Consider the following 17755-nt stretch of genomic DNA (forward strand, 5'->3'; position numbering starts at 1 on the left):
TTCCTGTCTTGAGTAAGCCTGGGACAGCGTCTCTCGCCACACCCCTGCGGGCCTTGCGCCGGACGATGGCCTTCGGTGCGGCCGCCCTCCTGGCGGCCGCCGGCCTCGCGCCCACCGCGGCCCGCGCAGACGTCGTCACGCCCTCGGCCGCGCCTTCCGTGCGGATGCTCACGTGCAAAACCTGCGGTGATCTGTGCGCGCACGAAGGCGTCACAGCGGCGCAGTGGGCCGCCACGATCAAGACCTCGGTGGACAATGGTCCGCCGACACCCCCTGCTGACCGAGGTCTGCTACGGCCAGTACGCCGCCCTGCGCGACAGCCTCACCGGCTGCCAGCCGGTCTGGCTCGCCACGAGCAGCGGTCCGGCAAGCTGCGGCGAGTGGACCAGTGAGGGCGACAAGCGCTTTGGCATGGCGGTGTTCGTCAAAAGCACCGCGCCCGTGGAGCCTCTGACCGCAGACCTGCCGGAGAGCCCTGCCGATTCCAACGAGCGGGCACTGCTCTGGGCCAAGGGCGGTATCGAGGGGCGCACGGCGCTGGCTTGCATGACCCACCTGACGCACAGGGGCGACAAGGGTGAGGACGACGAGGATCTGCTCGACACGGCCCGCGTCCAGCAGGCCCAGGTCGATGCCTGGGCCCTGCCGGTGATCCTGGGCGGCGACTTCAACGCCCACCCCACCGACCACCCCGAGATGGGCGAGTTCTACGGCTTCCAGGGCGGGAGGGGCCGCTACGGCGAAGTGGACGAGACCGACGAGGACCGGCCTGTGCGGGCCTGAGCTACTGCCGTTCCGACGAGCCCGTTCACGACAACGGGAAGCCGGACCACATCTTCGGGTCCGCCGACCACTTCAAGACCGTGCAGGGCGACGCCATGGGCCGCACCGCCAACATGTCCGACCACAACCTGCTGCGGGGCGCGGCAGTCTGGGAGGAGGCGTCCGAAGTGCCCGACCGGAGTGCAGCAGCCCACACATGCGGCATGGCCCGGCCGATGAGAATCGGGTGACCGAAGTCTGCACGCGGGAGGGCCCGACCGAGCTCGTCACAGCGGACACCCGCCCGGTCATGACCAGGCCGCCGCCCACCTTCGGACAAGGCGGGCGGCGATGTCCGGCTTCCCACGCTCCTCGGCCTGCTCGTCGGTCAGAAGCCGCATCGGTGCGAAGCAGGCCGGGGCCGGCCCCAGGGCGGGACCGGCCGCGCGTTTCACCGAATCCGGAGCAGAGAAGTCCGGTTCCGGAGGCGGTCAGGGCCTACGGGCCAGAAGGCCGGCGGGGGTGTCGGGTATCAACCGCGGAATGTCGTAGGCCGTGGGGAACAGGTCTGCGGCGAGAAGCAGGAGCTGCAGGGGTTGGTCCTGCAGGCCTGTCACTGTCGTCCTGCGCTGGGGTTCGCCCTGCGGGGCAGGACCGAACAACAGGCGCAGGCCCGCCACGTCGGTGAAGGACAGGTGTTCCAGGTCCCACAGCAGGTCGGTGACGTGGAGCGGCAGCCGGTCCACAGCAGCGCGCAGCGGAGGCAGGGTGTCGAGATCGATTTCACCCTGCGGAGTGATACGGGCCGTGGTACCGGTGATCGTGGTGGTGACGTTCATACTGGGCACGCCCCCTTCCGGGGGTTGATGAGCCCACAGACGAAACACCCCGGATCCGAAGACGAGGGGTGAACGACGATGGCGGGACCCCGGGTGCCCTGAGTGGGGGCAACTCCCGCATCCCAAAGGCCGCCGCCCATGGCGCCGACCGGTCTCGTGTCCTTTCAGCGTCCCACATCCACCCCCGCATGCGAAACAGTGAACAAATCACACAGTTGCCGGGGAACAAGATTCAGGTCGGTGCGGTGCTTCTTTCAGCCGGGCTGTACCCGCTCTCCCACAGCTAATGGACAGTGCGCGGTTCCGCGTCCCGGGCGAAGACGATGCCGACGTCAGCGCCCATACCGGGTGGGTGAGGGACCAGAGGTCCGCTTGACGAAACCCCTGGCCCCCGCCGCCTCCCTCCCTTATGCCGGGGCAGGGGTGTCGGCCAGGGCGAGACGGGCGGTGATGCGCTTGCCGACCGGTTCCTGCTCGATGAACAGTTCTTCGGCGACCGCTTTGATGATCTCCAGACCGTGCTGGCCGACCCGCCCCGGATCAGCGGCACGAGCAGCCGGAACGGCCGGATCGCTGTCCCACACGACGATGTCCACGCAGACGGCAGTGACGCGCAACTCCATCAGGACGGGACCCGGAGCGTACTTGTGGGCGTTGGTGACCAGCTCGCTGACCACCAGTTCGGCCAGATCCCGCGCCCGCTGCGACACCGGCAGACGGTGTTCGGCGCGGGCCCGGTCCAGGAAGGCGGTCGTGTGGTGGCGGGCGGCGGCGATACGACCGCCGTCGCCGTCCAGCGCGTAGCCGGCGCGCATCAGGTACCCGTCCGGAGGAGGCTGGGTGTCGTTGTCACCGTCGGTATGGGAGCCCATCGGTTTCGTCCTCGTTCCCGTTCACGCGACGCGGCTACCCGCCCGTATGATCCTTACCCGGCAGACGCTGATCGTGCTGCCATCGGAGTGTGCTGCTCTGGAAGGGTGGGGCGGAATCGTCCACGCTCACTCCTGACCCGGGGCAAGCCTAGGCGCTGATGAGGAGACCATGACCAGCAACGAAGAATCCGCGCGGTCCGACCGGCTCTCCGCGACGCCTCATACGATCAAAGATGTTTGTGTCGTGACACTGCAGGGCGAGATCGATCACACCACCAGAGACATCCTGGAACACGCCCTGCTGGGTGGGAACGTCGCCGCGGGACCGCTGCGGATCGTGGCGGATCTGGAAGGCGTGACCTTCATGGATTCCAGCGGTCTCAACGTCCTCATCTCCGCCAATCGGCAGGTCAACGAAGCAGGTGGCCGGCTGAGCATCGCCGCCGCCCAGGAAGCCGTGCAGCGTGTCCTGACCCTGGTCGGCGTCGACACCGTCATCGACTGCCACCCCACCCTCGAAGACGCGCTGCAGAGCTGATCCGCGGCGCATCGCGAAGAAGAAGCAGGGTGGTGACCGCAGTGAGCACGGTCATGTGACGGAAAACCGGAACCGTCCTTTTACGGTGAATGGTGGACCGGGTGGCTCATGGTTTCGAGGACCTGACGGCAAGGCCTCGGGGCATTCGCACCGACCGGGCCATGATCGTCGCCCGTCGGTGACCGAGTTGTTTACGACCCGGCGTCCGTGCTGGTCAAAGGCGTGCTGGTAGAAGAGCGGGCCTGCCGACGGCAGGTCCATGGTCAGCATGTCCGCAGGTGGCTGCCGTTCAGCTCCCTCCCTCCCTCCCTGCCTGCCTGCCTGCCTGCCTGCCTGCCTGCCTGCCTGCCTGCCTGCCTGCCTGCCTGCCTGCCTGCCTGCCTGCCACCGCGATACTCCCACCTTCGCGACAACCGGCTCCGGACCGACGCAGACAGCACCTTCGAGTCCCGCACTCCTCCCCCGTGCCTCCCTCGAACTGATGACGGCAGCCGTGCGGAGGTGCGCTCGTGCTCCCGGGTGGCTGAAGGAGTGCGGATCTCGATCAGGCTTCTGTCGGACCTCGGAACTCGCTGCCGTGAGCGGCCCTCGCCTCTGGGGAACGCGCAAGCCGCTGTTGCGGCATTCGCACCCCGCGGTGGCGTGCAGGTCGCTCACGGGTGGCTCGGTTCATACGAGGTGGCGGAGGGCGAGGCGGGGTGCCGATCGGACCAGGGCGGCCACGGACAGGCCGATGGCGGCGCCGGCGGCGACGTCGGAGGGATAGTGCGCGCCGCTGTGGATCCGTTCGATCGCCACCAGCACGGTGGGAACGGCGCACGCGGCTCCGGCCCAGGGCCAGGTGGGTGCGACGGCGGCGGTGAAGGCCACCGCGGCGGCGGTGTGCCCGGAGGGGAAGGAGGAGCTGTCGGGCCGGTCCTCGACGTCGTCGTGGGGGATCCACTCCTTGGGCGGCCGTCGTCTCTCGACGAGCTTCTTCACCACCGCGTTGGACAGCAGCTCCGCCACCGCCACGGCCGTGATCCCGGCTGCTGCTGCCCTGCGCCCGCGTAGGCCTCCGACGGCCGCCATCGTTGCGGCTGCTGCCCACCACAGCTTGGTGTGCTCGGCTGCTTCCTCCACCGGAGGCAGCAGTTGGCGGGCCCAGGCAGAGTCCCAGGCGGCCATGCGCCGGGTCAGGGAGTGATCGACGTTCCGCGGTGCGGCCAGGATGTCCATGCTTCGCCGTTTCCCCGGTCGTGGCCGTGCCACACAGAGCACATTACGGACAACGGTCTCCGTCATCCCGCGCGCAAGGGGCTCGGGGAGGTGCAGCTCCCCCGCCGTACTGCGAGGGGCTGGCTCCTGGACCGTGGCGAGAAAGTGCGCTTCGCCTGCAAAAGTAGTTCGTGCATACTTTTGCAGGCGGAATACGGCGTCTCGACCGGACCGCACTGACCAGGGGATATGCAGGTTATGGACAGCGGTACACCAGTCGACGGGGGCTTCGGCACGCTTCTGCACCGTCTGCGGACGGAGGCCAGGCTGAGCCAGGAGGAACTGGCGCATGCCGCGGGGGTAAGCGTGCGGGCGCTGTCGTACATGGAACGCGGGCATTCCCGCGGGCCTCAGCGTCGCACCGTGCAGGCATTGGCCGAAGCCCTCGTCCTGGACAAGGCCGGCGCACAGGAGCTGGAACGCCTCGCGAGCCTGGGCCGCCCCCGCAAGACCCGCACTGCGGATGCGCCGTCATCCACCTCGGCGCCGGGCGCTGTCGGCCAGGCCTCTGCGCCTGACCTGCTGCCGCGCGCACCGCGTGGTTTCCACGGGCGGGCGGCGGAGCTCGACGCCCTGTCCCGGGCCGCCGAAGGCGAGGCGCCCGTATGTCTCGTCGTCGGACCCGCCGGAGTCGGAAAGACGGCCCTCGTACTGCACTGGGCCCACCACAGCCCTGCCGGTTTTCCCGACGGGCGACTCTATGCCGACCTGCGGGGCTTCGGCGACACGGGCGAGCCCGCGCTCATGGAGGTGCTGCGGGAGTTCCTGCCGGCGCTCGGTGTGCCGCTCGACCAGGTACCGGAGTCGGTGAACGGGGCGGCTGCCCTGTTTCGTTCGCTCACCGCCGACCGTCGGCTTCTCGTGGTGCTCGACAACGCGCGAAACTCCGAGCAGGTCAGGCCGCTTCTTCCCGGTGGCAGCCGTTGCGTGACTGTTGTCACCAGCAGGCACCGGCTGCCGGGGCTGATCGTCACCGACACGGCTCGGCCCATCTCGGTGGACGTATTGGATCCGCAGGACGGCACGATGCTGCTCGCCGCGGTGCTGGGTGCGCAACGGGTCGGCGCGGAGCCGGTGGCCGCACGGCGGCTGGCCGAATTGTGCGACGGACTGCCCCTCGCGCTGCGGGTGGTGGCTGCCCGGTTGACGCAGTGGCCCGGCTTGTCTTTGGAGGCGATGGCTGAGGAGTTGTCCGACGAGACGCGCAGGCTGAGCCTGCTGGACGTGGAGGACACCGGCGTGCGGGCGGCCCTGCGCGTGACGCTGCAACAGTTTCCGCAGGACGTCTCCCGTCACTTCGCCCGTCTCGGCCGCCATCCCGGTGTCCATATCGATCGGTACACGGCGGCAGCCCTGGCGGACACGGATCCTCCGGCCGCCGAAGCCGCCTTGGAGAAGCTGGCCGCTGCGCACCTCGTCACGGAGACGGCACCCGGTCGGTGGATCATGCACGATCTGGTGCGGCTTTACGCACGGAGCCTGGAGGCCGCGCCCGAAGCACTTACATGCCTGCTCGACTACTACATCACCACGGGCCTCGCGGCCGTGGCGGCGGCCGAGCCCGGAAACGAGGAGTGCTTCCCTCTGCCGGCGGACTACCTGCCGCCTGCCGTGGTGCGGGAGTTCGGTGACCGGTCCGCCGCCGTGGCCTGGTATGCGGAGGAGAGGGACGACCTCACGCTGGCGGTCGCTGCGGCGCATGCCGCCGGACTGCATGACAGGGCCTGGCGGATCGTCATGACGCTGTGGCCGCTGATCGTGTGGCGTGTACGGGACGGCTGGGCCTCGCTCCTGGAGACCGGGCTGGAGTCGGCACGGATCGATGCCGATCAGCACGGCGAGTCACGCGTACTGAACGTTCTCGGCTGGGTGCTGATCGAAGAAGGGCGTATCGAGGAGGCCCTGACTCACCTGAAGGCGGCCTCTGCGCTCGCCCGCCGGACGGGCGACCCGGTGGCCGAGGCGAACGCCCTGATCGTTCTGGCCATGGCGCAGGCGGCTCTCGGCGGCTTGGACGAGGCCGCGCAGGGGTGCGAGCGGGCTGCGGACCTGGCTCGCAGAGCCGATGACCGGACCATCGAAAGACTGGCCCTGCAGCACCTGGCCCGTCATCGGGCCGACGCGGGGAAGTGGCGCAAGGCCCTCGACACAGCGACTGTGGCACTGGCCTTCGACGATCACTCCGGCACGGCCGACATCCCCCGGATACTGCTGCACATGGTGAAGGGAGAGGCGCTGTTGGGCCTCGGGCACGAAGCCGAGGGCATCGAACAGCTCGAGCTCGCAGCCCGGGAAGCGGAGTCCTCCGGCTATGAGGACGGCGCAGTACGAGCGCTTGGCGTCCTGCTGAAGGTCTCGAAGGACACAAGGCTCCAAGCACGGTATGACGCGGCAGTCACGCGGCTCACCACGCGTACGTGAAGCAGGTCGGCACCGGAACGCTTCCGCGGCCGGTGGAACAGATCATTCGTCACGCTTCCGGTCCAGAAGCGGGCTGACCGGCAAAATCCACCTGGCCCGCGACGGCCGCGGCCGCCCGCTCGGCTTCGTCGTGACGGGCGGCGACACCAACGACCGCACACGGTTCCCGAACGGGCCGACCAGGCCCGCAACCGGGCCCGGCGCGGCAGCCACGGACGCCGCCCGCCGGCCTTCGACCGTGAGGTCCACAAGCCCCGCAACGTCGTGGAACGGTGCTTCAACCGCTTGAAGCAGTGGCGCGGCATCGCCACCCGGTACGACAAGAACGCCGAGTCCTGCGCAGCCGCCGTCGCCCTCGCGTCACTCCTGATGTCGGCGTGACATTTGACGGCAGAACCTAGGCGCGCGGAGTGCGCCGGCCGGCGGCCAGCTCGCTGAGCGGCGCGGCGAGGGTGGAGTCGGACAGCTCGCTGAAGACAACGGTGGCGTGCGGGGTAGGGGCGGAAACGGGCTGTCCGTGGTTCGTCTCGGTCGCCTGGCCGGTGGCGGCGGCCACGGCTGCGATGACGACGCCACCGGCCATTGCCAGGGCACCGGCGAACGAAGTGATCTTCTGCTTCATGCGGATTCTTGCCTTTCGCTCTGCTCGACACTTCCCGCTCTTCCTTCCCGGACCATCCGAAGGAGGTCAGGCCGGCGCGCGCGGTGTCAGCGGTGAGGTTGTCCGCCGGTTCGGGGCGGCGCCCCTGCGGCAGGCACAGTCGATCACGGGGAACGGGTACGGTCCCATGCAGTTTCCCCTGCAAAAATACGGTCGGCGTTCTTCCGCCAGATGCACAGGAAGTACGGTTTCGTTCCGATCGTTTCGCGCGGGCCCATCGTTCGAACGCCTGAGTTCACGACGGGTCTTTGTGCAAGTCGGGGATGCATGCCACGCAAGCATCCCCTCGGTCGTCATCAGGCCGGGCAGGTAGCCTGCGTGACCTTGCCGACCTTGCCACCGGTCGTGGCGGGGCCCGGCGTCAGACACTTGCCGGTCCGCTGATTGATGAGGTGGTAGGCACGTGTTCTGCCGTACTGGCCCACCGGGGTGACGTTCCAGAGCTGGCTGCCGGAGGACCAGCAGGTCTCGCACTGCCACCAGAACAGCTGGGTGCCATTGCCGGGCGGGGTGCCGTTGTTGTAGGGCACGGTCAGGCAGGAGCCGTTTCCTGCCTTGATCCAGTAGAAGCCCTTACCTTCGTACGCCGTCGGTGGGGTGGCGGTCCACTTCATGTGGTGCTGTGCAGGGCCTGCGGTGGGTCGGCGCCGTTGGATGGGCCCGTGCGGTCGGGTCCGGCGGCGGAACCAGCCGCGGCCCCTCTCCGGCTCGGGGCCGTCCTGCGGCTCCGGCGCAGCGGCGGCCCGGAGGCGGGCGGCTTCCTCGCGGGCGACGTCGTCGGCGCGGCACGGCCCGCACACGGACTTGTCCCCGGCCCGTACGGCGGTCCGGTGCGGGGCGATCTTCTCCCAGCGCTCGTCGGTGAACTTTCCTCCGCATTGCTTGCACACCGGACACCGTGCCTCCCGCTCAGCGGCGCGGCGCCGCTCGTGCTCGGCGTCGGCGCGGGCCTCCTGCCCGCGTCAGAAGGCGTGGCCGTCGGGGTTGCCGAGCGGGGCCCGTGGCCCGGTCACCGCTTGCGCGGAGACTAGGGGGCCGACCGGGGTGCCTTCTGCCGTTGGTCCTTGTTCTTGGGCCCTTTCGGCTTCTTGGCCTGGCCCGGCGGTCGGTGCGGAGGCCCGACTTTCTCTGCGTCACGCGTTGTGGTGGCTGCGGGGCGGCGTGTGGTCTCCGGTTCGGAGGTCGGGCCGGTCGAGGCCTCAGGGGTGACTTCGGGTGCGGTGGGAGACGGTGCCGCCCGGGACACCGCGGCGCTCTCCCCTGGACCTGAAGCGGCAGAAGGGCCCGGCTCTCCGGCGGGAGCGCCAGTGGTCCCGGTCGCGCCCCGGTCATCGCCTTGGAATCCGGAACCACCGGCGACGGTGAGGGCGGTCACCGCGATGGCTGCGAGGACCACTGCGGTGCCGGCCGCAAGGGTGCGTCCGCGCGTGGACGCTCCTCCGGAAGCGACCCGTCCTTCAGCGGGGGAAGGATGGGCGCGCGTGCCTTCGACCGTCGGTGATGACCTTCGGTCGGCGACGAGGCTCGTGGCGTTCGCCGACGGCCCGTGCACGTTGTGCGTCCTCCCGGGCAGCGCCGCCAGGGCGCGTGCGCAGTCGAGGGCGGTAGGGCGGGACTCCTCGTCCAGGGTCGTCATCTCCCTGAGAAGGGTGCTCAACCCTTCCGGCAACCAGTGGGGGACTACAGGGCTCCGGTGCAGGCGCGCGATCGCGGATTCGAGGGGTGCGCCGTCGTACTCGAGCCTGCCCGTGAGGCATTCGATCAGCACCAGGCCAAGCGCGTACACATCGGCGGGCCTGCCGACCGGGCGACCGAGGACCTGTTCGGGAGAGAGGTAGGCAGCGGTACCGACAAGGGTGCCGGTAGCGGTGTGGGTGGTGGCATCCAGCAGTCGGGAGATGCCGAAGTCGGCCAGATGCGGACGGTGGGCGGTGTCCAGGAGGATGTTGGACGGCTTGACGTCCCGATGCACGATTCCCGCGTCGTGCGCGTGAGCCAGCGCCTGAGCGAGGTCGGCGCCGATCGCGGCGGTCTCCGCGAGGGGCAGCGGGCCTTGAGCGATGCGGTCCTTCAGCGTACCGCCCTCGACGAGTTGCATGACCAGGAAGGCATGTCCGTCGTGCTGTCCGGCGTCATAGGCGGCGATGAGTCCGGGGTGGTGCAGGCGGGCGAGGATGACGGCTTCGCCGTGCAGGCCCTCACCGATCCCGCCGTCGGCTCCGGACCTGAAGACCTTGACCGCTACCGGTCGTCTCAACCGCAGGTCGAAACCTCGGTGGACGTCCGCGGCCCCGCCCGAACCGAGCGGTCCGTCCAAACGGTAACGACCGCTCAAGATCTCGGCGGAACACGGGGCAGCGGTGGCCCGGGCCAAATCGTGGGTCCTCATTGCCTCTCCCACCGCGTCGACGGGTCCGTGTTCTCGGCGAGCCGTGGCCGACGTGCCGCGGTGGGGCGGGTACCCCCGGAAAGCCCGAGCATCCCCGCTTCTCGCGGATACGACCTCCCACCCTGTGCGCCGCGGAGCGCTGTTCTGTGTGGACCGGGGTCTCTTCGCGAAATGTTCGACCTCAGTGGTCAGACCCCGTTTTTGGGACACCGTCTCCCACCGGCGTGTTGCGAGGTTCACGAAACGCCACCGTCCAGCAACCCGAAAACCGCAGCGGTCCGTGGGGCCTGCCGACTCATCGGGTCCGGTCCCGGGGCGCTGCCTGTGGTGGGGGCTTGCTACGGCGTCCCGGTCAGGCGCAGGCGGGTGCGGGACGGCGCCGACGGGGGCAGTGCGTCGACTATCTCGGCGAGCGTGCTGGTGGCGAGGACGTGCCGCCAGGCTTCGTGGGCCCGGGCCATCTTCTCGGCGAGGATGCAGGGGTTCCGGCATTCCTCGGCAGGTAGCGCTCCCTGTCCCCGCTGACGGATCTCACGGCATTCGTACGGCGAGGACGCGCCGTCGACCGCCTCGACGATCTGCAGGAGCGTGATCTCGGAAGCGGGCCGGGCGAGGCGGAAACCGCCGCGTGGGCCGGTCGTCGCAGCCAGCACACCGGCCTTGACCAGCGCCTGGAGCTGTTTGGCGAGATAGGGCGCCGGGAGGTCGAAGTACCGGGCGAGCTGTGCCGCCGACGCGGTGCTTCCCACCTCGAGCTGCGCCAGTGACGTGGCGCAGTGCAACAGCCATTCCGTACTCACTGGCAGCTTCATGGCCTCGAGTCTATCTGAGACATTGCAGATCTTTTTAGTCCGAGATAGCGTCCGGTGCAGCAGACAGGAAGCAAGGGGAGAGAACACCATGCGAGTCGCCGTAGCCGGGGCCACCGGAAACATCGGGGCCCTCACCGTCGCCGCCCTGGAACGGGCCGGACACCACGTCGTGCCCATCAGCCGTTCAATCGGGGTCGACCTGACCACCGGCGACGGCCTCGACACCGCTCTGAGCGGTGTCGAGGCCGTCGTGGACGCCACGAACTGCACCGCGACCGAGCGGGACGAAGCGGTGGCGTACTTCGCCTCCACCACCCGGACGCTGCTCTCCGCGGAGGAACGGGCCGGCGTCCGCCACCACGTCCTCCTCTCGATCGCCGGTGTCGACCGCGTCGAAGGCAACGCTCACTACGCCGGCAAGCGCGAGCAGGAGCGTCTCGTGGCCGAAGGCCCGGTGCCCTGGACCATCGTTCCGGTCACCCAGTTCCACGACTTCGCCGCGATGGTGACGAGCTGGACCGAACAGGAAGGCACCGCCACCCTCGCACCGCTGCTCGTCCAGCCCATCGCACCCGCCGACGTGGCCGACATCCTCGCCGAGATCGCCACGGACGCACCGCAGGGACGCTACCGCGAGGTCGCCGGCCCCGAACCGCAGGACCTGGTGGACATGGCCCGACGCACCAACGACGCGCGCGGCCGCAAGATCAAGCTCGTACCGACGTGGTCGTCGCTGTTCGGCCCGGCGATGGCCGGTGACGTACTGCTCCCCCGCGAGGGCGCCCGCATCGCACCGACCACCTTCGACGCGTGGCTCGCACAACAGCGGTAGCCTCCCGCACCGCTGCGATCCCGATGGAGAGAGGACGGCGGAATCCGGGTTGCCGGAGCCTCCGGGGCGCAGTGGTGATCGTCAGCGGCGCAGGATCCGCCCTGTCGGCACCCGCCTCGGCCCCAAAGGTGTCCCCCGGGTACCCACACCCACGGGTCGTTCGTTCACCGTGACCGGATCAACCCGTTCCTGATGAACGAGTCGGAGGGTCGTCACTTCCGCCGTAGAGGCTCCCCATGAAAGGATCCGCCGCTATGGCGACAGGGGACTCGAACGTCTTGGACCGCCGGGCGCTCAACAGGAGCCTGCTGGTCCGCCAGATGCTGACCGAGCGGGTGGATGCGACGCCTGCCGCGGTGATCACGCGCCTGGTAGGCATGCAGGCCCAGGCCCCCGATCCGCCCTACATCGGACTGTGGACGCGGTTGTCCGGCTTCGTCCCTGAAGACCTTGCCGGACCCGTGCGGGGACGCGAGGCGGTACGGGTGGCTTTGATGCGAGGCACCATCCACCTCGTCACTGCGGACGACTGCCTGACACTGCGGCCGGTCCTTGCCGGCGCTCTTGTCCAAGGCCTCAAGGGCACCTTCGGCCGCAAGCTCGAAGGACTCGACCTGGCGGAGGTGGCTGAGCTGGGTCGAAAGCTGGTCGAGGAGGAGCCCCTCACGCTGGGTGGGTTGGGCATCCGGCTCGCAGAACGCTGGTCCGGGCGCGATCCGTCCGCCCTGGCGAACGCCGTACGCAACCTGACGCCGCTCGTGCAGGTGCCGCCGCGCGGGCTCTGGGGCGAGAGCGGTCGGGCGGTACACACCACGGCCGAGTCCTGGCTCGGCCGTCCCCTCGCAGCCGGCGTGTCCCCGGATTCGATGGTTGAACGCTACCTCGCGGCATTTGGCCCGGCGTCCGTCAAAGACATACAGGTCTGGTCGGGAATGACGAGGATCGCCGAGACCGTGCGCCGGCTGCGTCCGCGGCTGCGCAGTTTCCGCGATGAGAATGGCGTGGAACTCCTGGACGTGCTGAACGCGCCTCTGCCCGACCGTGATCTCCCGGTCCCGGTGCGCTATCTGCCCGAGTTCGACAACATTCTGCTGTCCCACGCCGATCGCAGCCGCATCCTCACCGAGGAGCAACACCGACTGGTCTTCACGCGCAACGGTCTGATACGGGCGACCTTCCTCCTGGACGGCTTCGTCCGCGGCATCTGGCGAATCGAGCAGCAGCGACGCAAGGGGGCTGTTCTGGTTCTGGAGCCCTTTGCTTCGCTGACGAAGAAGGAGCGCGAGGTCCTCGTCCAGGAAGGCGAGGATTTGCTCGCCTTCCTGACCGCACCCGACGGCGCACGCTCCGTCCGCTTCGACTGAACCACGTAGGGCATGGCCGCAGGAGACGGGTCGGACAGGTCTTGCGGCGGGACCGGCGCGCGCTGGATGGTCGCCCCACCCGTCGGTGCGGTGGTGTCATCGGCGGTATCCGGACCGCCGAAGTGGGGAGTGGAGCCGGCTCCGAGTCGCCGGCGGCCCCTGTTCGGCGATGGTGTGTCGAAGTCCAACGCCTTCACCGGGTCTGGACGGCGCGGTACTGCGAGTCCCGGAAGCCTCGCTCTTCAGGCCGTGTTGGGGATCTGCCGCAGCCGCGCCCTGAACCTCGCCGCTCACCCGGACCGCGGGCGGCCCGGGTGGGCCGGCGTCTCGACCGTCGGATGTGGGCGGGCCTCCCCTTCCCGTGCGGGGTTCGCCGGCTCGTGCGGCCGTCCGGTTCCGTCTCGCGCGGCCATGGCACAGGTCTTCACCTCCGGCAGGGCCAAGCACCCTCACCTCCTCGACCTGCCGAAGGCAGAGCTCCTCCCAGCCCTCACCCGCCCATGCGGTGACAGGGAGGTGACGACCCCTTTCCGTGGCCCCGGTCTACCAGGCAGGGGCCGCCGCCGAGATAAGGACGACCACCTTACGGAGACCGAGGCCGGCACGTACAGCCGCTCCCCGACCCTGCCCCGGTCAGCCTCCCGGTGCCCATCGTGACTGCATACCCCCAGGTCAGCGGGATCCTCGTCGCAACCACCAGCAGAAGTAAGCAGGACGGTACTCCTGCCTGGGGAACTGCGTGGTCCCGTTCCCCTCGACCGTGTTGGCTGGAGGAACCGGGGGCCGGTCGGGTCGAGACCGCTCCGCCGGTCCGTACACCGAACCGTCCTTCCGGCTCGTGGCACAGCCTCCTGCGCCCAAGACCGCCTCGCCTCTGGAAACAACATGCACATAACCGATCACTTCAGAATGACCTGCTTGGCCAGAGAGTTGCGTGCTGCGAAGATGCGGCCCCGATCGGACGGTGGGGAACGGGGACACCGGATGACGCGGTGGCAGCTTTTGCAGGGAGACGTCCTGATCGGTGAGCTCGATGAGTACGGCTGTGAGCATCCGTTCTTCCTGGCGCACTTCACCCCGGGCTCGGGATGGGAGACCGTGAGGCCGTTGTTCGAGTCGTGGGCGGCCTACAGAGGTCCTGACCCGGAGGGGTTCGGATCCGTCGCTCCGGTCGGGCCGTTGCGGGATGTGGGACTCACGCTTGCTCCGATCGGCGGTCGGCAGCCTCCGTTGCATCTCTTCGAAGACTGCGTGGTGTGCATCGACGGGCCCGAGGCCCGCCTCCGCTATTCGACGATGTGACCGGGGAAGAGTCCGAGGAACCAGCAGTGGACGACGATCCCGACAACGACTGAACGCCCGGCCTGATCGTCTGTTGTCCGTAGCAGAGCCGAGCAGGATCTTCGTGTCCGGCTCCGGGCCCAGCCGGGGCCGGAGAGGACGGGGGACCACGAGGGCCATGACGGCGAGGATGCCGCCGAAGAGCCAGGTCTGCCACCAGGCCCACCAAGGCGGTGCGCATGGACACGGCGGGGTGCGCGGGAGTCGTCCAGGACCAGGACGCCGTCGACATCGCTCGGGCCGCCACCGCAGACAAGACGGAAACAGGAAGCCGTACCAGCGGGCAACACTCGAATCGGGTTCGACGAGTTCACGAGCGTGCGGCAGTGGACGTGCGAACACGTTCTCGACACCACCCCCGCCACCGAGGGGAAAAGCCGGAGGTCCGGATGAGCCGGGCAGAGGGGTGGGTGATGCACTACACCGCCGTCCACCAGTACTACCAGCGCGAAGGGCGTTTGACCGTGCCGAGGAAACACGTCGAGACCGTCCTCCCCGGCAACGACGAGGACGAGGGCCAGGAGCGGCGGGAGGTGTCGCTCAAGCTCGGCGCGCGGGTCGGCGACCAACGCTCCCGGGCGGCGTCGCTGACGCCGGAGCGGATCGAACAGCTCTCCCGGATCGGGATGGGGCGGGCGTGATAGGCGTGGTCGTGGCTCTCGCCGCCCGATGCCTCCTCGGCCGGGTGCGCTCGTGACGGCGGCCGGGTGACTGGGCGGCGGTCGACGAGTTCCGGTTCACCGGGTCCTAGGGGGTGTCTTGTCGATCGGGCCGGATCGGGGAGCGATGTCCGGTGGCATGCGTCGCGAGGCGGAGGGGGCGACGCGGAGCGTCGGCGAGTGACGACGACGCGGCGGGGTGCGGTGCCGGACGCCGCGAGCCCGGCATGATCGGCGAGACGCCTCCTGGGTGCTCGGCGGCCGGGGCCGCCAGGCCATCGTGGTCGTGGCCCATCTCCTCACCTCGCCGTGCGCGAGCCGGCAGGTCGCACGGGCCTCGGCCGTGAGGACGCCCCGCGGGCGTCGGCATCGGTGCCCGTGCGCGATCCGAAGCGGGCGGCGCGGCGGGCCCGGAACGACGAAGGAGGAACGCCGGCGGTGGGGAGAGCGTGTCGGCCGGGCTCAGCGCCCGGGGCAGCCGGCTCCGGCCCCTGCCTGGCGCAGGGTGGAAGCCAGGACCGCGACGAGAGCGGTCGCGGCCGCACTCCCGATCATGATCATTCCCACGCCGATCACAAACAGGCCACTGGAGTCGTCCGACCAGTCGTAAGCGGCAGCCAGTGTCAGACCGCCCGGGGTGCCCAGCACCGCGGCCGCCCCGTGTCCTCGAAACGCCGCCCAGCACACCGGTACCAGCAGGCCCAGTCCCAGCCCGATGACCTGCCACGCCTCGTAGGGACCGGTCGTAGAGCCGTCGGGACGCACGTCGTAGTGCTGGTCCCAGCCCAGCCAGACCGCCCACATCACCACCGCTGTGCCGGCGAGCAGCACGGTCGTCATCGACAGGGGCGCGGGGTTTCGCCGTTCGTTCGTCATGGCCCCAGCCTCCCGGCATCCCCCCGACCCCCGTCAGAGCACAGATACTCAACCGCACCCGAGTAGGAAACACACAGCCATGTGCGTGGCCGCACCAAGATGCGTCCGCTGTCGACGGGTCGGTCCCCGTGAACGCGGAGAGCGGGACGCCGGTTCCTCGCTCGAAGGGATCGCAGAGGGCGCGCCCCCATGATCGCCCGGGCCCCGCCTCCGTCAGTCGGCTTCGCGCGCCTCGTCCAGCGAGGCCCGCAGGACTGCGGTGGCGCGGGTGAGCCAGTCCGAGAGCACCGCGATCTCCGAGGGAGAGTAGTCGGCGAAGAGGTCGGCCATGCGGCGGTAGTTGCCTCCGTACGCTTCGAAGAGGCGGGCGGAGGCTGAGGCGTCGGAGACGACGTACACCCGTCTGCGGTCGTTCGGATCGTTCTCGCGCCGGGCGTATCCGGCACGTTCCAGCCGGTTGATCACACCGGTGATCGCCCCGGTGGTCAGGTTCGCCCGTTGTGCCAGATCGCCCGCGGTGACGGATTCCCCGGTTCCCTCGGCCTCCAGGACGAAGCCGAGGCAGGTGAGGTCGGTGACGTTCAGGCTCAGGCGTTGCGCCATGTGGTGCTGCGCGACGATGCCGAGCGCGATGAACCGGTCCATCTGGGCGTGTGCCTGCTCCGGGGTTCCAGGAGGGCGCGCCTTGTCAGCCAATGCACGATTCCCTTACAGTCTAAGTAACTTAGCTCGTGAGATAAAACTTCTCTTGAGCCAGCCTATCCCTGTTGTCAGGAAGGACCTTCCATGAGCGCGCACGGTGACGTGGACCTCGGTCACACACTGGCCGGCTGGACGGGTACGGCGCTCGCGGTCGCCGGCCTGAGCGCCCTCGGCGCCTCGGTCGTCGCCCTCTCTCCGTCGCTGCTCCTGCTCGGCACCGGTCTCGCCCTCCTGTCGGGTTTCACGACCTGGGCGCTGCACCTCGCCGGATGGGGCAAGTCGAGCGGCCCCCGGCCCCGGGAGCAGTGGCCATGGCGGGTGCGTGACCTCGGGGCGCGTCGGGGCCACCCCGACTGCCTGGGGTGCCGCATGGCGGGCCGACGACCCGCGACCGCCACGGGCTTCATGGCCGGCCGGGTGACAGCGGTGGATCAGACTGCCTGCACGGTGCCGGGCCCTACCCGGCAGGGTCGGGGAAACTCTCCCGTCCCGGAGTGGAACTGACCGCACCCCGAGACGGGAGCAGGGATATCAAGTGACCATCACCTCCCGGGGTCGCCGAGACCGCTCAGACGCCGAAAGCGGTCTCCCGGGCCGTTGCGGCTCGGGCTCGGCGCCTGACGGTTTGGCGGATCCGGTCGGCGTAGGCGGGCGCGCTGGTGTAGGGGCCCGGTCCGGCCGAGCACGCGACGTCCGGAGCGCCGGGACCGGAGGCGGCTCCGATGAGTTCCCACCGGCCCGGCCCACCCTTCCGGAGCTGCCGTCCACCGGAGTCCCCCGTACACGCCATGGCCCCGGGCACCCGGCTGATCGTGCGCAGCCGGGTGCTCGACGCGTAGCATCGAACACGAGGGGTCTTCCGGCAGTGGATGCGAACGTGTGCGTCCATCCTGCCAGCCGCAAGATCCACCGGACCATCCGGACAGCGACCCGGCTTCTGCGGAGGAACCCGGTCTCGTCGTCCCCTCCGCCCGCTCGCAGGGCGGCTTCCGCCTCCACACCGAGACCGACCGTCGCCCGCCTCGTAGTCGTCCACCGGACGAAGCCCCTGGGCTTCCCCCTGGACCAGACGTGCGACCTGCTGGAAGCCACCGACCGGCTCGATGTCGATGAAGCGCTTGGCGCCGACGAGCGCGAAGCCCTGCTGGACCGCGTCCGCACCCATCGGCAGGCCACCGCCGAACGGGTCGAGAAGCTCCGGGTCCAGCTCGCGCGTGCCGAAGCCTTCGAAGGCACCCTTCGCAGACGTCTGCCGAGGTCCGCACCCGCCAGCGGCTCCTGACGGTCGCCCGCGGAAAGCACCCGTCCGCGGCGTCCCTCCACGGTCCGGTCAACGCCTCGGCCCCGGCCTCCCCGGCATGCCACCGCGAGCCGGGCCGGGCGGCCCGCGGGGACTTCGTCGGCCAGCGCGCGGAGCTGGAAAACCGTCG

At 69.6% G+C, this 17755-nt stretch carries 16 protein-coding genes and 2 pseudogenes; 9 read left to right on the top strand and 9 right to left on the bottom strand.

Going from position 1 to position 17755, the window contains the following annotated elements; translation table 11 throughout:
* Positions 1-255 precede the first annotated feature (255 nt).
* Positions 256-783 (top strand): endonuclease/exonuclease/phosphatase family protein, encoded by a 528-nt coding sequence (locus tag ACIQKA_RS30205; RefSeq protein ID WP_402542970.1) that lies wholly within the window; start codon positions 256-258, stop codon positions 781-783.
* Positions 784-1253: 470 nt separating this feature from the next.
* Here the strand turns inward: ACIQKA_RS30205 and ACIQKA_RS30210 are convergent, their stop codons facing one another.
* Together ACIQKA_RS30210 and ACIQKA_RS30215 are read right to left on the bottom strand one after the other, a co-directional pair.
* Positions 1254-1601 carry a hypothetical protein gene (locus tag ACIQKA_RS30210; protein ID WP_383157813.1) on the bottom strand — a complete coding sequence of 116 codons (348 nt, stop codon included), beginning with the start codon at positions 1599-1601 and terminating at the stop codon, positions 1254-1256.
* A gap of 407 nt (positions 1602-2008) precedes the next feature.
* A complete protein-coding gene (locus tag ACIQKA_RS30215) occupies positions 2009-2473 on the bottom strand; it encodes an ATP-binding protein (protein ID WP_383157814.1) in 465 nt (154 codons plus the stop codon).
* A 169-nt stretch (positions 2474-2642) separates the two neighbouring features.
* Here ACIQKA_RS30215 and ACIQKA_RS30220 point away from each other — a divergent pair, with 169 nt between their 5' ends.
* Positions 2643-3011 carry an STAS domain-containing protein gene (locus ACIQKA_RS30220; protein ID WP_383331280.1) on the top strand — a complete coding sequence of 123 codons (369 nt, stop codon included), beginning with the start codon at positions 2643-2645 and terminating at the stop codon, positions 3009-3011.
* A 669-nt stretch (positions 3012-3680) separates the two neighbouring features.
* On the opposite strand, the gene ACIQKA_RS30225 is transcribed toward ACIQKA_RS30220, so the two are convergent.
* The gene (locus tag ACIQKA_RS30225; protein ID WP_383157820.1) at positions 3681-4229 is read right to left on the bottom strand and encodes a phosphatase PAP2 family protein; all 549 of its coding nucleotides are present in this window, start codon (positions 4227-4229) and stop codon (positions 3681-3683) included.
* Positions 4230-4466: 237 nt separating this feature from the next.
* Here ACIQKA_RS30225 and ACIQKA_RS30230 point away from each other — a divergent pair, with 237 nt between their 5' ends.
* Together ACIQKA_RS30230 and ACIQKA_RS30235 are read left to right on the top strand one after the other, a co-directional pair.
* Positions 4467-6689 carry an NB-ARC domain-containing protein gene (locus tag ACIQKA_RS30230; RefSeq protein ID WP_402542971.1) on the top strand — a complete coding sequence of 741 codons (2223 nt, stop codon included), beginning with the start codon at positions 4467-4469 and terminating at the stop codon, positions 6687-6689.
* A 58-nt stretch (positions 6690-6747) separates the two neighbouring features.
* Positions 6748-7070 (top strand): annotated as a pseudogene (locus ACIQKA_RS30235) (transposase); the annotation flags it as partial.
* Between the two features lie 16 nt (positions 7071-7086).
* On the opposite strand, the gene ACIQKA_RS30240 reads toward ACIQKA_RS30235, so the two are convergent.
* The 4 genes from ACIQKA_RS30240 to ACIQKA_RS30255 form a co-directional block, all read right to left on the bottom strand.
* On the bottom strand, positions 7087-7311 hold the full coding sequence (locus ACIQKA_RS30240) for a hypothetical protein (RefSeq protein ID WP_391096848.1): 225 nt from the start codon (positions 7309-7311) through the stop codon (positions 7087-7089).
* 335 nt (positions 7312-7646) lie between these two features.
* A complete protein-coding gene (locus ACIQKA_RS30245) occupies positions 7647-8240 on the bottom strand; it encodes an RICIN domain-containing protein (RefSeq protein WP_402542972.1) in 594 nt (197 codons plus the stop codon).
* 137 nt (positions 8241-8377) lie between these two features.
* Positions 8378-9739 carry a protein kinase gene (locus tag ACIQKA_RS30250; protein WP_402542973.1) on the bottom strand — a complete coding sequence of 454 codons (1362 nt, stop codon included), beginning with the start codon at positions 9737-9739 and terminating at the stop codon, positions 8378-8380.
* Positions 9740-10077: 338 nt separating this feature from the next.
* On the bottom strand, positions 10078-10551 hold the full coding sequence (locus ACIQKA_RS30255; protein WP_383435095.1) for an RrF2 family transcriptional regulator: 474 nt from the start codon (positions 10549-10551) through the stop codon (positions 10078-10080).
* Positions 10552-10639: 88 nt separating this feature from the next.
* Between ACIQKA_RS30255 and ACIQKA_RS30260 the strand changes: the two genes are divergently transcribed.
* The 3 genes from ACIQKA_RS30260 (at position 10640) to ACIQKA_RS30270 (ending at position 14729) form a co-directional block, all read left to right on the top strand.
* Complete coding sequence (locus ACIQKA_RS30260) at positions 10640-11383, top strand: NAD(P)H-binding protein (RefSeq protein ID WP_366378022.1); 744 nt, start codon at positions 10640-10642, stop codon at positions 11381-11383.
* Between the two features lie 254 nt (positions 11384-11637).
* On the top strand, positions 11638-12747 hold the full coding sequence (locus tag ACIQKA_RS30265) for a winged helix DNA-binding domain-containing protein (RefSeq protein ID WP_402542974.1): 1110 nt from the start codon (positions 11638-11640) through the stop codon (positions 12745-12747).
* Positions 12748-14477: 1730 nt separating this feature from the next.
* Positions 14478-14729 (top strand): helicase associated domain-containing protein, encoded by a 252-nt coding sequence (locus ACIQKA_RS30270; RefSeq protein ID WP_402542975.1) that lies wholly within the window; start codon positions 14478-14480, stop codon positions 14727-14729.
* Between the two features lie 480 nt (positions 14730-15209).
* Here the strand turns inward: ACIQKA_RS30270 and ACIQKA_RS30275 are convergent, their stop codons facing one another.
* Both ACIQKA_RS30275 and ACIQKA_RS30280 read right to left on the bottom strand, forming a co-directional pair.
* A complete protein-coding gene (locus ACIQKA_RS30275; protein WP_402542976.1) occupies positions 15210-15623 on the bottom strand; it encodes a hypothetical protein in 414 nt (137 codons plus the stop codon).
* Positions 15624-15836: 213 nt separating this feature from the next.
* The gene (locus ACIQKA_RS30280) at positions 15837-16268 is read right to left on the bottom strand and encodes a MarR family winged helix-turn-helix transcriptional regulator (RefSeq protein WP_402543006.1); all 432 of its coding nucleotides are present in this window, start codon (positions 16266-16268) and stop codon (positions 15837-15839) included.
* A gap of 141 nt (positions 16269-16409) precedes the next feature.
* On the opposite strand from ACIQKA_RS30280, the gene ACIQKA_RS30285 reads away from it, so the two are divergent.
* Positions 16410-16829, top strand: coding sequence for an HGxxPAAW family protein (locus ACIQKA_RS30285; protein WP_390111228.1), 420 nt, complete (start codon positions 16410-16412; stop codon positions 16827-16829).
* Between the two features lie 438 nt (positions 16830-17267).
* Positions 17268-17607 (top strand): annotated as a pseudogene (locus ACIQKA_RS30290) (MerR family transcriptional regulator); the annotation flags it as partial.
* Positions 17608-17755 lie beyond the last annotated feature (148 nt).

The sequence above is a fragment of the Streptomyces sp. NPDC092045 genome (genome assembly GCF_044756005.1).
Taxonomy (GTDB): Bacteria; Actinomycetota; Actinomycetes; order Streptomycetales; family Streptomycetaceae; genus Streptomyces.